15 protein-coding genes and 1 riboswitch are annotated in these 18,209 nt (G+C 67.2%); of the genes, 3 read left to right on the top strand and 12 right to left on the bottom strand.

What is annotated here, in order from left to right:
• Together mobA and V5F89_RS04885 are read left to right on the top strand one after the other, a co-directional pair.
• Complete coding sequence (gene mobA, locus V5F89_RS04890; protein ID WP_338447128.1) at positions 1 to 792, top strand: NTP transferase domain-containing protein; 792 nt, start codon at positions 1 to 3, stop codon at positions 790 to 792.
• A gap of 29 nt (positions 793 to 821) precedes the next feature.
• Entirely contained in the window at positions 822 to 2,075 is a 1,254-nt protein-coding gene (locus tag V5F89_RS04885; protein ID WP_338447127.1) for a lipopolysaccharide biosynthesis protein, read from the top strand.
• A 48-nt stretch (positions 2,076 to 2,123) separates the two neighbouring features.
• Here V5F89_RS04885 and gcvPB read toward each other — a convergent pair whose 3' ends face one another.
• The 10 genes from gcvPB to V5F89_RS04835 form a co-directional block, all read right to left on the bottom strand.
• A complete protein-coding gene (gene gcvPB / locus V5F89_RS04880; protein WP_338447126.1) occupies positions 2,124 to 3,701 on the bottom strand; it encodes an aminomethyl-transferring glycine dehydrogenase subunit GcvPB in 1,578 nt (525 codons plus the stop codon).
• The gene (gcvPA, locus tag V5F89_RS04875; protein WP_338447125.1) at positions 3,698 to 5,059 is read right to left on the bottom strand and encodes an aminomethyl-transferring glycine dehydrogenase subunit GcvPA; all 1,362 of its coding nucleotides are present in this window, start codon (positions 5,057 to 5,059) and stop codon (positions 3,698 to 3,700) included. The genes gcvPB and gcvPA overlap by 4 nt, the downstream gene beginning before the upstream one ends.
• A 100-nt stretch (positions 5,060 to 5,159) precedes the next feature.
• Entirely contained in the window at positions 5,160 to 5,531 is a 372-nt protein-coding gene (gcvH, locus tag V5F89_RS04870; RefSeq protein ID WP_338447124.1) for a glycine cleavage system protein GcvH, read from the bottom strand.
• On the bottom strand, positions 5,531 to 6,667 hold the full coding sequence (gene gcvT, locus V5F89_RS04865) for a glycine cleavage system aminomethyltransferase GcvT (protein WP_338447123.1): 1,137 nt from the start codon (positions 6,665 to 6,667) through the stop codon (positions 5,531 to 5,533). Before gcvT ends, gcvH begins: the two co-directional genes overlap by 1 nt.
• Positions 6,668 to 6,811: 144 nt before the next feature.
• Positions 6,812 to 6,908: riboswitch (glycine riboswitch) on the bottom strand.
• A 57-nt stretch (positions 6,909 to 6,965) separates the two neighbouring features.
• Positions 6,966 to 9,581 carry a methionine synthase gene (gene metH / locus V5F89_RS04860; protein ID WP_338447122.1) on the bottom strand — a complete coding sequence of 872 codons (2,616 nt, stop codon included), beginning with the start codon at positions 9,579 to 9,581 and terminating at the stop codon, positions 6,966 to 6,968.
• On the bottom strand, positions 9,578 to 10,096 hold the full coding sequence (locus V5F89_RS04855) for a GNAT family N-acetyltransferase (protein WP_338447121.1): 519 nt from the start codon (positions 10,094 to 10,096) through the stop codon (positions 9,578 to 9,580). Before V5F89_RS04855 ends, metH begins: the two co-directional genes overlap by 4 nt.
• A 5-nt stretch (positions 10,097 to 10,101) precedes the next feature.
• Positions 10,102 to 11,148 (bottom strand): homocysteine S-methyltransferase family protein, encoded by a 1,047-nt coding sequence (locus V5F89_RS04850; protein WP_338447120.1) that lies wholly within the window; start codon positions 11,146 to 11,148, stop codon positions 10,102 to 10,104.
• Entirely contained in the window at positions 11,145 to 12,074 is a 930-nt protein-coding gene (gene metF / locus V5F89_RS04845; protein ID WP_338447119.1) for a methylenetetrahydrofolate reductase, read from the bottom strand. Before metF ends, V5F89_RS04850 begins: the two co-directional genes overlap by 4 nt.
• Entirely contained in the window at positions 12,071 to 13,054 is a 984-nt protein-coding gene (locus tag V5F89_RS04840) for a metalloregulator ArsR/SmtB family transcription factor (protein WP_338447118.1), read from the bottom strand. Before V5F89_RS04840 ends, metF begins: the two co-directional genes overlap by 4 nt.
• A 63-nt stretch (positions 13,055 to 13,117) precedes the next feature.
• The gene (locus V5F89_RS04835) at positions 13,118 to 13,732 is read right to left on the bottom strand and encodes a flavin reductase family protein (RefSeq protein WP_338447117.1); all 615 of its coding nucleotides are present in this window, start codon (positions 13,730 to 13,732) and stop codon (positions 13,118 to 13,120) included.
• Between the two features lie 131 nt (positions 13,733 to 13,863).
• On the opposite strand from V5F89_RS04835, the gene V5F89_RS04830 reads away from it, so the two are divergent.
• A complete protein-coding gene (locus tag V5F89_RS04830) occupies positions 13,864 to 15,402 on the top strand; it encodes an acetyl-CoA acetyltransferase (RefSeq protein WP_338447116.1) in 1,539 nt (512 codons plus the stop codon).
• Between the two features lie 23 nt (positions 15,403 to 15,425).
• Here the strand turns inward: V5F89_RS04830 and V5F89_RS04825 are convergent, their stop codons facing one another.
• Entirely contained in the window at positions 15,426 to 16,781 is a 1,356-nt protein-coding gene (locus tag V5F89_RS04825) for a mannitol dehydrogenase family protein (protein WP_338447115.1), read from the bottom strand.
• Positions 16,778 to 18,178 carry a glucuronate isomerase gene (gene uxaC / locus V5F89_RS04820; protein ID WP_338447114.1) on the bottom strand — a complete coding sequence of 467 codons (1,401 nt, stop codon included), beginning with the start codon at positions 18,176 to 18,178 and terminating at the stop codon, positions 16,778 to 16,780. The genes V5F89_RS04825 and uxaC overlap by 4 nt, the downstream gene beginning before the upstream one ends.
• Positions 18,179 to 18,209 lie beyond the last annotated feature (31 nt).

The raw sequence follows: 18,209 nt of genomic DNA, 5'->3' as shown, positions 1-18,209 counted from the left end.
GTGACCGTCACTGCACTCATCATGGCCGGGAAGCGTTCGGGCGTGCGCGATCCGCTCGCGGCGCGCGCGGGCGTGGCGCAGAAATGCGTCGTCCCCGTGGGCGGCAAGCCGATGATCGAACATGTCGTCGAGGCGGTCGCCGCTTGCCCGCAAGTGGGCGAGATCCGCATCGTCGCGCACGAGCCGGACGAGATCGCCGCCATTCCGCTGGTGGCGAAGCTGGCGGGCGAGGGGCGGCTGGCGTTCCGGCCCGGTGCCTTCAACCTCGTCGACAGCGTGTTCTCCGGCGCGGAAGGCGCGCGCTTCCCACTGCTGATAACCACGGCCGACAACTGCCTCGTCACTGCCGAAGGATATGGCGAATTCATCGAAAAGGCCCTGGCGGAAGAGGCCGGCGCCGCTGCGGCCCTCGCGCGCAAGGAAGACGTGAACGCCGCCGATCCCGAGGGGCAGAAACGGTTCTACGAATTCGCCGATGGCAGCTATTCGAACTGCAACACCTACTGGATCGGCGGTGCGGAGGCGCTTTCCGCGGCCGAAATCATGCGCAGCGGCGGGCAGTTCGTGAAATACCCGCGCCGGATCGCCAAGGCGTTCGGCCTGCTCAACCTCGTGCGGTTCTATCTCGGCTGGGGTTCGAAGGAGAAGCTGTTCGCCCAGGTTTCGCGCCGGTTCGGTTTCAAGCTGGTGCCGATCGTGCTGTCGCGCGGCGAATACGCGGTGGATGTCGACAACGAGCGCACGTTCGAAGTCACCGAGCGCCTGCTTGCCAAGCGGGCGGCGGCGGGTTGACGCCGCCGTAGGGTGCAATGCGGCGGCTGTTGCGAAATATCGGCTGGCTGCTCAGCGGCCGCGCGGTCAATGCCGTGCTCAGCCTCGTCTACCTCGCGTTGGCGACGCGCACGCTGGGGATCGAGGCGTTCGGCTATTTCGCGCTGATCATCGCGCTCGGCCAGACCGTGACCGGTCTCGCCAACTTCCAGACCTGGCAGTTCGTGGTTCGCTGGGGCAGCGAGCCGCAGGGGCCGGGCGAAGCGACCGGGTTCGCGATTGCACTCGATTTTCTCAGCGTTCTGATCGGAACCGTGATCGCGGCCGCACTGGTCTGGAGCGCGCAGCACTGGCTGCCGCTGGCGGACGACCTGTTGTGGGTGGCGTTCGGATATTGCATCGTTTCCCTGCTGGCCATGCGCTCGACGCCCACCGGCCTCCTGCGCCTGCGCTTCCAGTTCGGGCGCGCCACGGCGGCCGAGGCGGTGCAGCCGGTCGTCCGGGCCGCAGGCGCGATCCTGGCGGCCCTGTTCATGCCCACCGTGCTCGGCTTCATCCTCGCCTGGGCCGCTGCCGAAGTCGCGGTGGCGGTGGCGCTGTGGGCCGCCGCCGCATGGCGCGAGAAGATCGACTTTTCGCAGATCAGCCTCTGGCGGCTTCCGCGCGAACATCCGGGCGCCTGGCGTTTCGTATGGTCGACCAATATGTCGGGCAGCCTGACGGTCGGCGGCAAGCAGGCGATGATCCTGCTCGTCGGCGCCATCGGCGGCGAAGCCTTCGCCGGCGGTTTCCGCGTGGCGTCGCAACTGGGCCAGGCGCTGGTGCAGCTGGCGCAGACGGTATCGAAGGCGATCTATCCCGAACTGGTCCATGCGCAGGACGAGGCGCACGATATGGCGCGCCGCATGGCGAATATCGCGCTGGTCGGCGGCGCGCTGGCGGTGCTGATCGCGCTGATCTTCGGCCGCTGGGGGCTGGAGGCGATCGCGGGGCCGGAATTCGGCGTGGTCTACTGGGCCATGGTGATCCTGGCGATCGCCGGCGCGATCGAACTGGTCGGGGCGAGCCTGGAATCGCTGCTGGTTTCGGCCGGGCGCGCAGGCACGGCCTTCCTGGTCCGGGCAGTGCCGACGGTCCTGGCGCTGCTGCTGCTAGAAACGGCGATGGGCTGGAACGGGTTGAAAGGCGCGGCCTTTGCCGTGCTCGGCTCCAGCGCATTGGCGGTGATCGGATTCTGGGTCGCGATCATCTCGCTCCAGCAGATCAAGATCACCGTCGAACGCAAGCACGACGGAATCGGCTAGAGCCGTTTTCAGCCAGGCTGAAGCGGCACCGGCCCGCGCCCCGCGCCTCTATCGGGCGCTGTCCGGTTCCTGCCACGCAAGCACCGGCTTGCGCGCGGCCTGCGTTTCGTCGAGCCGCCGGCGAGGCGCATAATAGGGCGCCCGCTTCATGCGCGCGTCGCCCGATTTCGCCCGCTCGGCCACGCTGCGAAGCGCGGCGATGAACTGGTCGAGGCCCGCCTTGCTCTCGGTCTCCGTCGGCTCGATCAACATCGCGCCGTGGACGACCAGCGGGAAGTACATCGTCATCGGATGATACCCCTCGTCGATCAGCGATTTGGCAAGATCGAGCGTCGAAAGCCCTTCGCCGAAGCCTTTGTCGCCGAACAGCGCCTCGTGCATGCAGGGGCCGCTGTGGCCGAAGGGGGCCTCCAGCAGATCGTCCAGGCTGCGCAGGATATAGTTGGCGTTGAGCACGGCGTCTTCCGCCACCTGCTTCAGCCCATCCGCGCCATGGCTGAGAATGTAAGCCAGCGCACGAGTGAACATGCCCATCTGGCCATGGAAAGCCGTCATGCGGCCGAAGGCCTGCGTGTGCTCGAACGCGGCGGCGTTCTCCTCCTCCACCAGATGCACCACGCCATCGGCCGTGCGCGCGGTGAACGGCAGCGGGCCATAGGGCGACAGGGCTTCGGACAGGACCACCGGCCCGGAGCCCGGCCCGCCGCCCCCGTGCGGGGTCGAGAAGGTCTTGTGCAGGTTGATGTGCATGGCATCGACGCCGAGATCGCCGGGCCGCACTTTGCCCACGATGGCGTTGAAGTTCGCCCCGTCGCAATAGACGAAGCCCCCCGCGGCATGGACCGCGTCGGAAATCGCCTTCATGTCGCGTTCGAACAGGCCGCAGGTGTTGGGATTGGTGATCATCACCGCAGCCACATCCGGCCCGAGGCGGGCTTTCAGCGCCTCGAGATCGACCCGGCCGTCGGCATTGGCGGGGATGTTTTCCACCCGGTAGCCGGCGAAGGCCGCCGTGGCCGGATTGGTGCCATGCGCGCTTTCGGGCACGAGGATCACCTCGCGCGCATCGCCCCGTGCCTCCAGCGCGGCGCGAATGCACAGAATGCCGCACAGCTCGCCATGCGCCCCCGCCTTGGGGCTCATCGCCACGCCGTGCATCCCGGTCAGCTCGATCAGCCAGAAGGCAAGCTCATTGATCACCTCCAGCGCGCCGCGCACGGTCGATACCGGCTGCAGCGGATGCACGTCGGCGAAGCCGGGCATGCGCGCGACTTTCTCGTTCAGCCGCGGATTGTGCTTCATCGTGCAGCTGCCGAGCGGGAAGAGCCCGAGATCGATGGCATAGTTCTGCCGGCTGAGGCGGGTGTAGTGGCGGATCGTCTCCGGCTCCGACAATCCCGGCAAGCCGATCGGCTCGGTGCGAGCCATGCCGCCAAGGCGGTCGGGGCCGCTCCGGTCGATTGCGGGCAAGTCGACGCCGCTGGTCTGCGCATGGCCGATCTCGAAAATCAGCGGCTCTTCCAGCATCAGCGCGCGGTTGCCGGTGGCCGTGGCGGGACCTTCGTGCATACCGTCTTCGGCGGCGTTCATTTCGGGCTTCCAGCCGGACTTGTTCGGAGCTTTCATGCCAGCGCCTCCTGCAGGGCGGAGGCCAGCGTTTCGATGTCCTCCTCCGTAGTGGTCTCGGTGACGGCGACCAGCAGGCCATCCTTCAGCGCCTCGGCCTGCGGGAAAAGCCGGCCGAGCGAGACCCCGGCGAGGACCCCGTCGTCCGCCAGCTTGCGCACGACCCGGCGCGCGTCGGTGCCCAGCGTGACCGTGAATTCGTTGAAGAAATTGTCGTTCAACAGACGCACGCCGGGGATCTGCGTCAACCGGTCGGCAGCTTTGCACGCAAGCGAATGGTTCCAGGCGGCGAGTTGCCGCAACCCTTTCTCGCCCAGCAGAGTCATGTGGACCGAAAAGGCGAGGGCGCACAACCCGCTGTTGGTGCAGATATTGCTGGTCGCTTTCTCCCGCCGGATATGCTGTTCGCGGGTGGAAAGCGTCAGCACGAAGCCTCGCTTGCCCTCAGCATCGACGGTTTCGCCGCACAGCCGCCCCGGCATCTGACGCACATGTTTGGCATCGCGCACCGCGAACAGACCGAGGTACGGACCGCCGAACTGCAGGCCGACGCCGATCGCCTGCCCTTCGCCCACAACGATATCCGCGCCCAGCTCGCCCGGCGACCGGATCGCGCCGAGCGCCACCGGCTCGGTATTGACCGCGATCAGCAGCGCGCCCCTGGCATGCGCGGCGTCGGCGATCGCGGCGAGATCGGGAATGCGGCCGAGGATGTCGGGATACTGCACGACGACGCACGAGGTCTCGTCGTCGATCCGCGCGATCAGCCCGTCGTTGTCGGGCGTGCCCTGCAGCGAGGGGAGCGCATCGGCGATCTCGTCGTCGGTGAACTTGGCCATCGTCCGCACGACTTCGGCATAGTGCGGGTGCAGCGCGCCCGAGAGAACCACGCGCTTGCGCCGGGTCACGCGCGCCGCCATCGCGACCGCTTCCCAGCAGGCGGTGGAGCCATCGTACATCGAGGCATTGGCGACCGCGCAGCCATAAAGGCGTGCGACCTGCGTCTGGAACTCGAACAGCATCTGCAGCGTGCCCTGCGCGATTTCCGGCTGATAGGGCGTGTAGGCGGTCAGAAACTCGCCGCGCTGGATGATATGATCGACGGTGGCCGGAACGTGATGGCGATAGGCCCCTGCGCCGAGGAAGAACGGCGCGTCCGCCGCCGCGAGGTTCTTCTTCGACAGGCGCCGCATGTGCCGTTCGACCGCCATCTCGCTGGCGTGGAGCGGCAATCCCTCGATCGGGCCGGAAAGGCGCGCTTCCTCCGGCACATCGGCAAAGAGGTCGTCGATCGACGAGGCACCCACTTTTGCGAGCATTGCTTCGCGATCGGTATCGGTCAGGGGAAGGTAGCGCATAGTGTTCTATCCTGCGCCCCCGCGAAGGCGGGGGCCTCGTGCCATTGGCGGAGCGCCGGTTGCCCGAGGTCCCGACCATCGCCGGGCCCTCGGATCGCTGTCACAGCCCTTCGACGAAGCTCTGGTAGGCCGCCTCGTCCATCAGCCCTTCGAGCTGCGACGTGTCGGCGATGGTCAGCTTGAAGAACCAGCCACCGTCCTCGGGGCTGGAATTGACCAGTGCCGGATCGTCGTCGAGCGCATCGTTGGTCTCGGTCACCTCGCCGTCGATCGGCGCGTAGACGTCGCTTGCCGCCTTGACGCTTTCGACCACGGCCGCGTCCTTGCCTTTCTCGACCGATGTGCCGACCGCCGGCAGTTCGACGAACACGATGTCGCCGAGCTGGCCTTGCGCGTAATCGGTAATTCCGACCGTGGCGGTGTCGCCCTCGACATCGATCCATTCATGCTCGTCGGTATAGTATCGGGCCATCACTTGTCTCCGCGGTAATAGTTATGGGGCACGAACGGCATGGCCGTGACCGTTGCCGGCAGACGCTTGCCCCGGACTTCGATTTCGAGAGCGGTGCCCTCGTTCGCACAGTCGCTGGCGACATATCCCATCGCGATCGGATGCCCCAGCGTGGGCGCGAAACCGCCGCTGGTGACTTTGCCGACTTCGGTCTCGCCATTGAAGATCGGCGCGCCTTCGCGCGCCGGGAGCCGGCCTTCGAGCGCCAGGCCCACGCGCTTCGTCCCGGTCCCGCTAGCAAGCAGGCTCAGGATACGTTCGGCACCGGGAAAACCGCCTTCGCTGCGGCGACGCTTGCTGATCGCGAAGCCCAGGTCGGCGCTCACCGGATCGGTTTCGGACGAAAGATCGTGGCCATAGAGCGGCAGCCCCGCTTCCAGACGCAGCGAATCGCGCGCGCCGAGGCCGATGGGCTTGATCTCGATTTCCGCGCAGAGGCGCCCGGCGATCGTTTCGGCATGCTCGGCCGGCACCGACAGCTCGAATCCGTCCTCTCCGGTATAGCCCGAACGGCTGATGCCGATCTCGATCTCGCCGAAATCGAATCTGGTGCCCTGCATGAACCTGAGGTCGCCCATGGCATCGCGGAACACGCGGCGCAGCGCGGTCGCCGCCTCCGGCCCCTGCACCGCGAGCAGCGCCCGGTCCGCAAGATGGGTCAGGGTGATTTCGTCGGGCAGATTTTCGCGCAAATGGGCAATGTCGTCCCACTTGGTCGCGCCGTTGACCACCAGGTAATAGGTCGGCACGCCGCCTTCGGCGGTGACGTTCGTCACCATCAGGTCGTCCAGAATGCCGCCGTTGTCGTCGAGCAGCAGCGAATAGCGCAGGCGGCCGGGCTTCAGGGCGGAAATGTCGCCCGGCAGCAAGGCCTCCAGCGCGGCCGCCGCGTCCGCGCCGCTGACCAGGAGCTGCCCCATGTGGCTGACGTCGAACAGCCCGGCATGGGTGCGGGTCCATTCGTGTTCGGCCACGATCCCTTCATACTGGATCGGCATTTCATATCCCGCGAAGGGCACCATGCGCGCGCCCTGGTCGCGATGCCAGGCATCGAGCGGCAGCTTTGCGGGTTCGGCGTTGTCTTCGGTTTCGCTCATCTATCGTCCCGACCGGCATGGCGACGCCTCGCTGCGAAGCGCCCTTCCACCTGCCCCCTCTGTCGGGAAACCTGAGAGCCTGGCCGGCGATGCCGGCTTACACCTTCGGTGGCCCCGCTTGCACGGGACGCTTTCCAGAGTGTCATCCGGCGCGCGGTCCGGGTGCCTGAGAGTTTCCGGGGCGGTTGCTCCTTCGGCGCCGCGAGCCGCAAGGACCCGCGATCTCTCCCGCGCGACGTTCCCGGGGAATCGCTTCCCCGATCGACGGATCGTTCCCTGCGCGATCCCGGCGCCGCGGTCAATCGAGATTGGGCCGCAGCCAGCGTTCCGCGGTGGACAGATCGACCCCCCGGCGGGCGGCATAGTCCTCCAGCTGGTCGCGCCCGATCCGCGCGACGCCGAAGTATTCCGCTTCGGGATGCCCGAAATAGAACCCGCTCACCGCGGCCGTGGGCCACATGGCGAAGCTTTCGGTCAATTCCAGCCCCGCGTTCCTTTCGGCGTCGAGCAGGCCGAACAGGATCGGCTTGAGGCTGTGATCGGGGCACGCGGGATAGCCCGGCGCAGGGCGAATGCCGCGATACTGCTCCTTGATCAGCGCCTCGTTGGTGAGTTGCTCGTCCGGCGCATAGCCCCACAGCTCCATGCGGACATGTTTGTGAAGCCGCTCGGCAAACGCCTCGGCCAGGCGGTCGGCAAGCGCCTTGAGCAGGATGTCCGAATAATCGTCCTTCGCCTCGCGGAATCGTGCGGAATAGGGATCGATCCCGTGGATGCCGACCGCAAAACCGCCGATCCAGTCGCCCGCCGGATCGATGAAATCGGCCAGGCACATATTGGCCCGATCGCGCGACTTCTTCACCTGCTGGCGCAGGAACGGCAACACGACCCGCTCTTCGCGGTCGTCGAGATGGACGGTCACGTCGTCGCCATCGCGCGCGCAGGGCCAGAGCCCGGCAACGCCTCTGGCGGTCAGCCACTTTTCCTCGACGATCCGGGAAAGCAGAGCGTCGGCATCGTCCTTCAGGCTGCGCGCCGTTTCGCCCACGACATCGTCGTCGAGGATCGACGGCCAGGTGCCGTGCAATTCCCAGGCGCGGAAGAACGGCGTCCAGTCGATATATTCGCGCAAGTCCTCCAACGACCAGTCGTCGAAGACGTGCAGGCCCGGCGCATTCGGCGGCGCGGGCTTGTCGCTGAGGTAGGCGTCGTAGAAGTTCGCCCGCGCTTCTTCCAAGCTGAGCAGCACGCTCTTGTTCTTGCCCTCGCGCGCGGCGCGCACTTTCTCGTATTCGCCGGCGATATCCGCGACGAAGGCATCGCACTGGGTATCGGACAGCAGACGGCTGGCCACCCCGACCGCGCGGCTGGCGTCGAGCACGTGGATCACCGGCCCGTCGTAAGCCGGATCGATTCTGAGCGCGGTGTGGACCTTGCTCGTGGTCGCGCCGCCGATCAGCAGGGGCATGGTCATGCCCGCGGCCTGCATCTCCTCGGCCACGGTCACCATCTCGTCGAGCGAGGGCGTGATCAGGCCCGAAAGCCCGATCATATCGGCCTGGTTGTCGTTGGCACTCTCGAGGATCTTCGACCAAGGCACCATCACGCCGAGATCGATCACCTCGTATCCGTTGCATTGCAGCACGACGCCGACGATGTTTTTGCCGATATCGTGCACGTCGCCCTTCACGGTCGCCATGACGATCGTGCCCTTGGCTCGTGCGCCTTCCTCCTTCTCCGCTTCGATATAGGGGATCAGGTGGGCGACCGCCTTCTTCATCACGCGGGCGGACTTGACCACCTGGGGCAGGAACATCTTGCCGCTGCCGAACAGGTCGCCGACGACGTTCATCCCGTCCATCAGCGGGCCCTCGATCACCTCGATCGGGCGGCCGTCCCGCGCGGCCACCGCCTGCCGCGCCTCTTCGGTGTCTTCGACCACATGGGCATCGATGCCCTTGACCAGGGCGTGCTCCAGCCGCCGCTCGACCGGCCAGCCGCGCCATTCCTGCGCCGCCTTTTCGGCCTTGGCATCCTTGCCCTTGTAGCTTTCGGCGAGGTCGATCAGCCGCTCGGTCGCATCCGGGCGGCGCATCAGGATCACGTCCTCGCACGCCTCGCGCAGCTGCGGATCGATCGCGTCGTAAACGTCGAGCTGCCCCGCGTTGACGATCGCCATGTCCATCCCGGCGGGAATCGCGTGATAGAGGAACACCGAATGCATCGCGCGGCGAACGGTCTCGTTGCCGCGGAAACTGAAGCTCAGGTTCGACAGGCCCCCGCTGATATGGACATGCGGGCAGGCCGCCTTGATCTCGCGCGTCGCCTCCAGAAAATCGAGGGCATAGCGGTCGTGCTCCTCGATCCCAGTGGCGACGGCAAAAATGTTGGGGTCGAAAATAATGTCTTCCGGCGGGAAGCCGATCCCGGTCAGCAACTTGTACGCACGGATGCAGATTTCGACCTTGCGGTCCCTGGTATCGGCCTGCCCCTCCTCGTCGAAGGCCATGACGACCACCGCCGCGCCATAGTCCATGCACAGCCTGGCGTGCTCCAGAAACTGCGCCTCGCCCTCCTTCATGCTGATCGAGTTGACGATCGGCTTGCCCGAAACGCATTTCAGCCCGGCTTCGATCACCTCCCACTTGGAACTGTCGATCATCACCGGCACGCGCGCGATGTCGGGTTCGGCGGCGATCAGCTTGAGGAACGTGGTCATCGCCTCGACCGCGTCGAGCAGGCCTTCGTCCATGTTGACGTCGATGACCTGGGCGCCGTTCTCGACCTGTTGTCGCGCGACTTCCACCGCCGCCGCGTAGTCGCCGTCCATCACCAGCTTCTTGAAGCGGGCCGAGCCGGTGACATTGGTGCGCTCGCCGATATTGACGAAACGGGAAGAGCCGGAACCGGTCATCGCCTGCGGTCCTCCAGTCGAAGCGCCATGACGGCATCATCGTAGAGCGTGCCGCCCACGTCGAACTTCCGGGTCGCGATCTGTTCGAACCCGCGACCGGTGTAGAACGCGATCGCACGGGAATTGTCGGCCTTCACGCCCAGCAGGATGCGGTCGTGCCCCTCCGCCGCCGCCAGGGCCGCATCGAACAGGTCGCGCGCGATGCCGCTGCCGTGGAAACGCGACAGCAGGTATATCCGCTTCAGCTCCACGTCGCCCGCGCGCGCCGCGTCCAGCTCCGGCTCTGCGAGCAGGGCATAGCCGACCGGCGCGCCGCCGAGTTCGGCCAGCCAGGCATGCGCGCCCCGGTCCAGATAGGCGCGATAGACCGCCGCCGAGTGCTGCCTGCGGCAGTGTTCGAGCAGCGCGCCGCCATCGAGCACGCCGGCAAAGGTTTCGAGGAAGGTCGCGGCGCCGATCAGCGCAAGCGCCTCTACATCGGCCGGTCCGGCCTCGCGGATGATGCAATCGTCCATGGCGCCTATGCCGCGATCGAGAACGGTTCGAGCCCGGCGAGCCGCATCTTCGTGTCCCGCGCCGGGATCTTGCGCGGGGCAATGCCGTCCACGGCAGCGGCAATCGCCGCGATATGTTCGGGCGTCGAGCCGCAGCAGCCGCCGAGGATATTGGCGCGCCCGTTCTCCGCCCAGGCCTTGACCAGCGCGGCGGTCGTCTCGGGCGCTTCGTCGTATTCGCCCAGTTCGTTGGGCAGGCCGGCATTGGGATAGGCCATCAACAACGTGTCGGCGATGCCGGAGAGCAACTGGACGTGCGGCCGCAACTGCTCCGCGCCGAAGCTGCAATTGAGGCCGATGGTCACCGGGTTGGCATGGCGCACAGCGTACCAGAAGGCCTCCACCGTGTGACCCGAAAGGTTGCGGCCCGAAAGGTCGGTCAGCGTCATCGACAGCATGATCGGCACCTCGCGCCCCAGCTCGCTTTCGAGCCGGCGGACGGCCATGATCCCGGCCTTGGCATTGAGCGTGTCGAAAATCGTTTCGATCAGGATGAAGTCCGCCCCGCCCTCGATCAGCGCGGCGGCCTGCTCGCGATAGACCTCCGTCAGGAAATCGAAGTCGATTTCGCGAAAGCCCGGATCCTCGACATCGGGGCTGAGCGAGAGCGTCTTGTTGGTCGGGCCGATGGCGCCCGCGACGAAACGGGGCCGCCCGTCCGCCTGCTGGAAAGTGTCGGCCAGTTCGCGCGCGATCCTGGCGGAAGCGACGTTGATGTCGTGCACTTGCGATTCGGCGGCGTAGTCGGCCTGGCTGATCCGGTTGGCGGAAAACGTATTGGTGGAAACCACGTCGGAACCGGCTTCCAGATAGGCGCGCGTGATGTCGGCAATCACGTCCGGGCGGGTGAGCGCGAGAATATCGTTGTTGCCCTTCTGGTCCGCATCCAGGCCCAGATCGCCGGCATAGTCGCTCTCGCCGAGCCCGCGCGCCTGGATCTGCGTGCCGAAAGCGCCATCGAACACGAGAATGCGTTTCGCCGCTTCGGCGAACAGGCGTTCGCGCGCGCTCATCGATCGTCTCCCTGCGGCCGGCGCCCGAGCATGTGGCAGATGGCGTAGCTCAGCTCGGCGCGGTTGAGGGTATAGAAGTGGAACTGCCGGACTCCGCCGGCATAGAGCCGCCGGCACAGCTCGGCGGCAATGGTGGCGGATACGAGCTGGCGCGCAGCGGGCTTCTCGTCCAGCCCTTCGAACAGGCCGGCCATCCAGGCCGGGATCGCCGTACCGCACAGGCCGGCCATACGCTGCACGCTGGCGAAGCTCATCACCGGCATCACGCCGGGCACGATTTCCCCGTCGATCCCCGCCGCCACCGCCTTGTCACGAAAACGGAAGAAGCATTCGGGCTCGAAGAAGAACTGGGTGATCGCGCGGGTTGCCCCGGCATCGAACTTGCGCTTCAGGTTGTCGAGATCGGCCGCTGCATCGCGCGCATCGGGGTGCACCTCGGGATAGGCGGCGACCGAAATCTCGAACGGCGCGACAGCCTTCAACCCTGCGGTTAGCTCGGCCGCGTTGGCATAGCCGCCCGGGTGCGGCGAATAGTGCGACTGGCCGTCGGGCGGATCGCCGCGCAAGGCGACGACATGGCGGATCCCGCTTTCCCAATAGTGGCGCGCGATCTCGTCGATTTCCTCGCGCGTCGCCTCGACGCAGGTCAGATGCGCGGCGGCCGGAATGCGCGCCTCGCGATTGATCCGCACCACCTGTTCATGGGTGCGCTCGCGCGTCGAACCGCCGGCGCCGTAAGTGACGGAGACGAAGCGCGGCCCCAGCGGCGCGAGCGTCTGCACGCTTTCCCACAGGGTCTGCGCCATCTTCTCGGTCTTGGGCGGGAAGAACTCGAACGACACGTCGATATCGCCCGCCAGCCCGGAAAAAAGCGGCGCGTCGAGCGCGGTACGCGCTTCCTGCATCTGGTCGAACGTCGGGCTCATTGGCTCGCCTTCCGCCGCGTTCCGACCGGCATGCCGAGACGCTGCCCGATCCAGATCTTGACCACGAGTTCCCCGCCTTCGAGCGCGATCGGCGGCGCGGGAGCGAAGCCGGCTTCGGTCAGCAGCGAGGTAATCGCGGCATCGGTGAAGCCGAGACGCACATGCGCATGCCGATCGCGCAGTTCCTCGCGGTCGTGGGCGGCAAAGTCGACGATCGCGATACGGCCACCAGGACGAGTGACACGCGCCGCCTCAGCCAGCGGCGCAGCCGGGTCCTGCGCGAAATGGAGCACCTGGTGCAGCAGAACGGTATCGAACCCCTGGGCGGAAAACGGCAGGGCGGTGAAATCGCCCTGGACCAGTTCCACCGCGTCGGACGGCAGGTTCTGCAATTTCGCCCGGGCGAAGCGCAGCATGTCGAGGCTCTTGTCGAGGGCAACCACGCCTTCGGCGCGTTCGGCAAACAGTTCGGCCATCCGCCCTGTGCCGGTGCCGATATCGAGCAGCCGGCCCAGCGGCGCCTCGCCCAGCGCCTCGATCAGTTTCGCCTCGACCTGCTCGTCGGGGCTGTGAAGCTGCCGCAATTCGTCCCACACCTCGGCGTGGCGTGCGAAATAGGCTTCCGCACTGCTTTCGCGCGCGGCGCGGATCGCGGCCAGTTGGCGCCGATCCTCGGCACAGGCGGCGGCGAAATCGGCATCCTCGCGCTCCGCCGTGGCCAGCAGCCGCGAGACCGCTTCGCCCACCGGGCTCCCGCGCTCCTTGCCCACGCTGGCGCGCAGGAAAACCCAGCTCCCTTCGCGCTGCCGCTCGGCCAGGCCGGCATCGCACAGGATACCGACATGGCGCGAAACGCGCGGCTGGCTCTGCCCCAGGACTTGCGCCAGCTCGCCCACGGCCAGTTCCATGGCCGAAAGCAGCCGCATGATCCGCAGCCTCGTCGGGTCGGCAAGCGCCCGCATGATGGTTTCGATACGCATAGCCAGAAACGCATATAAAGATATTCTTATATGTGCAAGCGAGTCGGAGAACTTCGTCCGGCCTCAGCCCTTGTCGGCGATCCGCCGCAACAGCGCGAGCTGCGCCCTTCCCTGTTCCGTCAGGCGCCAGCCGTCGGCATCCGCGCGGGCGAGGCCGAGCGCGGCCAGCTGCGCGTGATCCTGCGCCTCCGGCTCGTCCGCTTCCGCCGGCATCACCCGCCCGTAGCGTCCGCCGTGATAGATCAGCGGGTCGGCCTCGCTACGATCGAAATCGACAACTTCGCCGAGGAAGATCGCATGGTCGCCGCCCTCGTATTCGAACCGTGCACGGCAACCGAAACGCGCGGCATAGCCTTCGATCAGCGGTGCGCCCTCCGGTCCGTCCGCAGGGCTCAGTCCGGCAAACTTGTCCACCCCGCGCCGGGCAAAGCGATCCGACATCGCCTGCTGGTCGCACGCGAGCACGTGAACCGCCCAGGCTTTCGCGTCGCGAAAGGCCGGCAGGCTGGCGCTGCCGAGCGACAGGCTCCACAGCACCATCGGCGGATCGAGCGAGACGGAATTGAAGCTGTTGGCCGTCAGTCCCACCGGCTTTCCGTCGCGGTCGCGCGCGGTGACGATCGTCACCCCCGTCACAAAACTGCCTAGGGCGTTGCGGAAGGCGGACTTGTCGATCACCCGACTTGCACTAGGGTCGATCCCGGAAGCTGGCAATGGCCCGCTCCCCGCCTCCTTCCCGCCCGCGACGGAAAGGGAGTGAACGGGACCGGCCGCGAAAGACATGGACGAAACGGGAGAGATCGACGGGCATGGACGAAACTAGCGGAAATACACCTGTCGTCATCGGCGTCGGCCAGGTCTCCGAACGAACCGACGAGCCCGGCTATCGGGCGCGCTCGCCGATGGATTTGGCAGGCGATGCCCTCGCCGCCGCGATTGCGGATGCCGGCGCAGGGCCCGGGCTTGCCGGCGCGATCGATACGCTGGGCGCCATTCGCCAGTTCGAAATGTCGCGGCCCGATGCCGAGGCGCCGTTCGGCCGGGCGGACAATCCCCCGCGCGCCATCGCCCGCCGCATCGGCGCCGATCCGCGCCGCGCGATCCTGGAGACCACCGGGGGCCAGACCGGCCAGAACCTGATCGGCGAACTCGCGACCGAGATCGCTCTCGGTCGCAGCGAAGTCGCGGCGATCGCAGGGGCCGAAGCGATCTCGACCCTGCGCGCGCTGCGCGAAGCCGGCGAAACGCGCGACTGGTCGGAAGAGGTGGGCGGCGACCTGGAAGATCGCGGCTATGGCCTGGACGACCTGTTCGATGCCGAGCTGCTTCGCCACGGGGCAGCCAGCGCGATCGCGCACTACGCCCTGTTCGAAAATGCCCGCCGCGCACGTCTCGGCCTTTCGTCCGACAGTTATCGCCAAGCGATCGGCGAACTGTTCGCGCCCTTCACCCGCGTTGCCGCTGCCAACCCCCATGCCGCGGCGCCCGTAGCCCGCACCGCACACGACCTTGCGGCGGTGACCGCGCGCAACCGTATCGTCGCGGAACCCTATCCACGCATGACCGTGGCGCGCGATCAGGTGAACCAGGGCGCGGCGGTAATCGTCGCCTCGGCGCGCAAGGCTCGCGAACTGGGCGTTCCGGAAAACCGGTGGGTCCATATCCATGCCATTGCCGCCAAGGCCGAACCCTCGCCGATGGAGCGCGCCGACCTGTCGCGCAGCCCCGCCTCGGTCGCAGCCGTGGAGGCGGCGCTGGCGCGGGCGGGGCGCACCCTGGACGAGGTGCGCCATCTCGATCTCTATTCCTGTTTCGCGATCCCGGTATTCAACCTGGCCGACCGTTTCGGGCTGTCGGCCACCGACCCACGCGGTCTGACGCTGACCGGCGGGCTCCCTTTTTTCGGCGGGCCGGGAAACAACTATTCCACCCATGCCATCGCCGAGGCGGTGGCGCGCGTGCGCGCAATGCCGGGCAGCTACGCCCTGGTCGGCGCGAACGGCGGGTTCATGAGCAAGTATTCGGCCGGGATCTATTCGATGGAGCCTGCCGACTGGTCCGATGCGGACCGGACGATCGCACTGCCGCGGCAACCCGCCGCGGTGCGCAAGGCGGCAGGTCCGCAGACCGAACTGACGGTGGAAACCTACACGATCGTCGAAAGCCGCTCCGGGCCGGTCGCCATCGTCCTCGGCCGCAACGCGGCGGGCGAGCGGATCGCGGCCAATGCCGACCTCGAACATCCGCCCACACGCGCGCTGTTCGAAGCGGATGCGCCCTTCGGCGCTGCGCTCACGCTGTCCCCTGCCCCCGGCGGCCGGACCGAAGCGCGTCTGACGGAAGGTTAGAGCCGCCGAGGTCCCTCCTGCCGTCAGCCCGCCTCGAACACCGGGCGGAGGTGGGCGTGGTCGGGCCACAGCGGGGCGGCGTCCCCGCCGCCGAAGCATACGTCGAGCAGGCCGCCCTTCCCGCCATCGGCGAGCGCCACAACCAGCTTCTCGCCGGCGGGGTCGTCGACCCAGCGCCCGTCGGCCAGGTGCCAGCACCAGGCATCGAAGGCTTCCCGGATCGCGGCAGGCGCATGGCCGCGGGCGTGATGCCAGTCGACCGTATCGAGCCAGCGCTGCGGGATTTTCTGCGTGCCGTCCATCGCAATCTGATCGAGCCGGTGGCGCAGCGCAGGGTCGGCGAAACGCGCCAGCAGATCCTGCGCATAGGCCTCGAGGTCCTGCCCGGGGGCGGCGGCAAGGCTGGGCATGGCCTCCGCAATCATCAGCTCGCGCGCCAGGCGCCGCAGCCCGGAATCGGCGGCCGCCTCGTGCACGAAAGTGTGCCCTGCCCGCAGCCCGCAATAGGCGAGCAGCGAATGCGCGCCGTTGAGCATCCGCAGCTTGGCGGCTTCGTAAGGGGCGACATCGGCGACCATCTGCACGCCCAGATCTTCCCACCGGGGCCGGCCGGCGGCAAAATCGTCCTCGATCACCCATTGGCTGAACCGCTCGGTGAACACGGCGCCCCGATCGTCGAGGCCCAGACGTTCGTTCAGGGCCTGAAGGTCCTCGTCGGTCGTTCGCGGCACGATGCGGTCGACCATTGTGGACGGTGCAGAGCAGTGCGCATCGAACCATGCGACCGCTTCCGGGACCTGCGCTGTCAGCCACTGACGCATCAGGCCGTGCAGGACCGCGCCGTTTCCGGCCAGATTGTCGCAGGACAGCAGGGTGACGCCTGGCAGCTCCTCCGCGGCACGACGCGACAGCGCTTCCCCCAGCAACGGGTAGAAGCTCGTCTGCGCGCGCGCGAAGTCCAGCCCGCCGCCCTCGGCGCGGCAATAGCCCTTCTCGGTCACCGTGAAGCTGACGATCCGGCATTCGGGTGCTGCGATACGCCCGATCGCGGCCTCGGCATCCTGCTGCGCAAACAGCACCTCGCGCACTGCGCCGATCACGCGGGTGCGCGCTTCGCTGCCTGCCCGCTCGGTCAGGGTATAGAGCCCGTCCTGCGGCACGAGTTGTTCGGCGACGGTCGGCGAACGAAGGCTCAACCCGCAGATCGCCCAGTCGCGCTCGCCGGCTTCCATCGCGCGGTCCGTGTACCAGGCCTGATGCGCGCGATGGAACGCCCCGATGCCGAAATGAACGATGCCGATGCCCTGCGCCTGCCGGTCGTAGCCGCATCGCGCCACGTCGGGCGGCAGAGCATCCAGCGTCTCGCGAGAGAGCCTCACAGGCGATAGGCCCGCTTGGCAAGGCCGTAGGCCAATTCGCGCGCCAGTTCGGCGGCCTCCCAATCCTCGATCCGGTGTTCCGCGACCAGTTGCGCCAGGAACCCGCAATCGATCCGGCGAGCGACGTCGTGGCGCGCGGGAATCGAAAGGAAGGCGCGCGTATCGTCGTTGAAACCGACGGTGTTATAGAACCCGGCGGTTTCGGTGGTCATCTGGCGGAAACGCCGCATCCCCTCGGGGCTGTCGTGGAACCACCAGGCGGGGCCAAGCCGGAGGCACGGATAGTGCCCGGCCAGCGGCGCCAGTTCGCGCGCATAGGCGCTTTCGTCGAGCGTGAAGAGGATGATCGAAAGGTCGCGCTCGGCCCCGAAGCGGTCGAGCAGGGGCTTGAGCGCATGGACATAGTCGGTGCGAGTCGGGATATCCGCGCCCTTGTCGCGCCCGAAGCGTTCGAACAGCGTGCGATTGTGGTTGCGGAAACTGCCGGGGTGGATCTGCATCACGAGCCCGTCATCCAGGCTCATCGCCGCCATCTCGGTCAGCATCTGCGCGCGGAACAGTTCCGCATCGCCGGCAGTCGCGCCGCCCCGCTTGACGCGGTCGAACAGCGCCTCCGCCTCGTCCGCGGGGAGGTCCGCCGTCGTCGCCGTCGGGTGGCCGTGATCGGTCGAGGTCGCCCCGGCCGCCTTGAACACCGCGCGCATCTTGCGATGTGCGGCGAGATAGCCGGACCAGCGCGTGCAATCTTCGCCCGACACCTGCGAAAAACGAGCCAGGTTCTCCACGAACCCTTCATAATCGGGATCGACCACCGGATCGGGGCGATAGGCCGTGATGACCCGCCCGCCCCAGTCGCTGTCGGCAATGGCGCGGTGATGGTCGAGCGTGTCGAGCGGGCTTTCTGTGGTTGCGATCACTTCGATATTGTAGCGGTCGAACAGCGCGCGCGGGCGGAAGGCATCGGTCGCGAGCTTGGCGGTGATCGTGTCGTAGTAAAGATCGGCCGTTTCGCCATCGAGCTGGACCTCGATCCCGAACGCCTCGGCAAAGACCCAGTCGAGCCAGATCCGCGACGGGGTCCCGCGGAACAGGTGATAGTTTTCCGCCAGGATGCGCCAGGCCGCGCGCGGATCGGCCTCGTGCCCGCCGATGCCCAGATCCTCCAGCCGGACCCCTTGCGAATAGAGCATGCGAAACAGGTAGTGATCGGGCGCCAGCAACAGCTCTGTCGCGTTCCCGAACGGAGCGTTTGTGGCGAACCAGGCGGGATCGGTGTGGCCATGCGGGCTGACGATCGGCAGGTCGGCGACCGAGGCGTAGAGCGCGCGCGCGATTTCGCGCACTGCCGGTTCGGCCGGCAGCAGCCGATCGGGGTGAAGATTCAGTTCGCGCGGCATGGGCCTCCTCTCGCTCGTCTCTCGTGTCGGT

It is taken from the genome of Pelagerythrobacter marensis, assembly GCF_036700095.1.
GTDB classification, from domain to species: Bacteria; Pseudomonadota; Alphaproteobacteria; order Sphingomonadales; family Sphingomonadaceae; genus Pelagerythrobacter; species Pelagerythrobacter marensis_A.
Note: the sequence above shows the minus strand (reverse complement) of the source record. Positions and strands in the feature narration are given on the sequence as shown.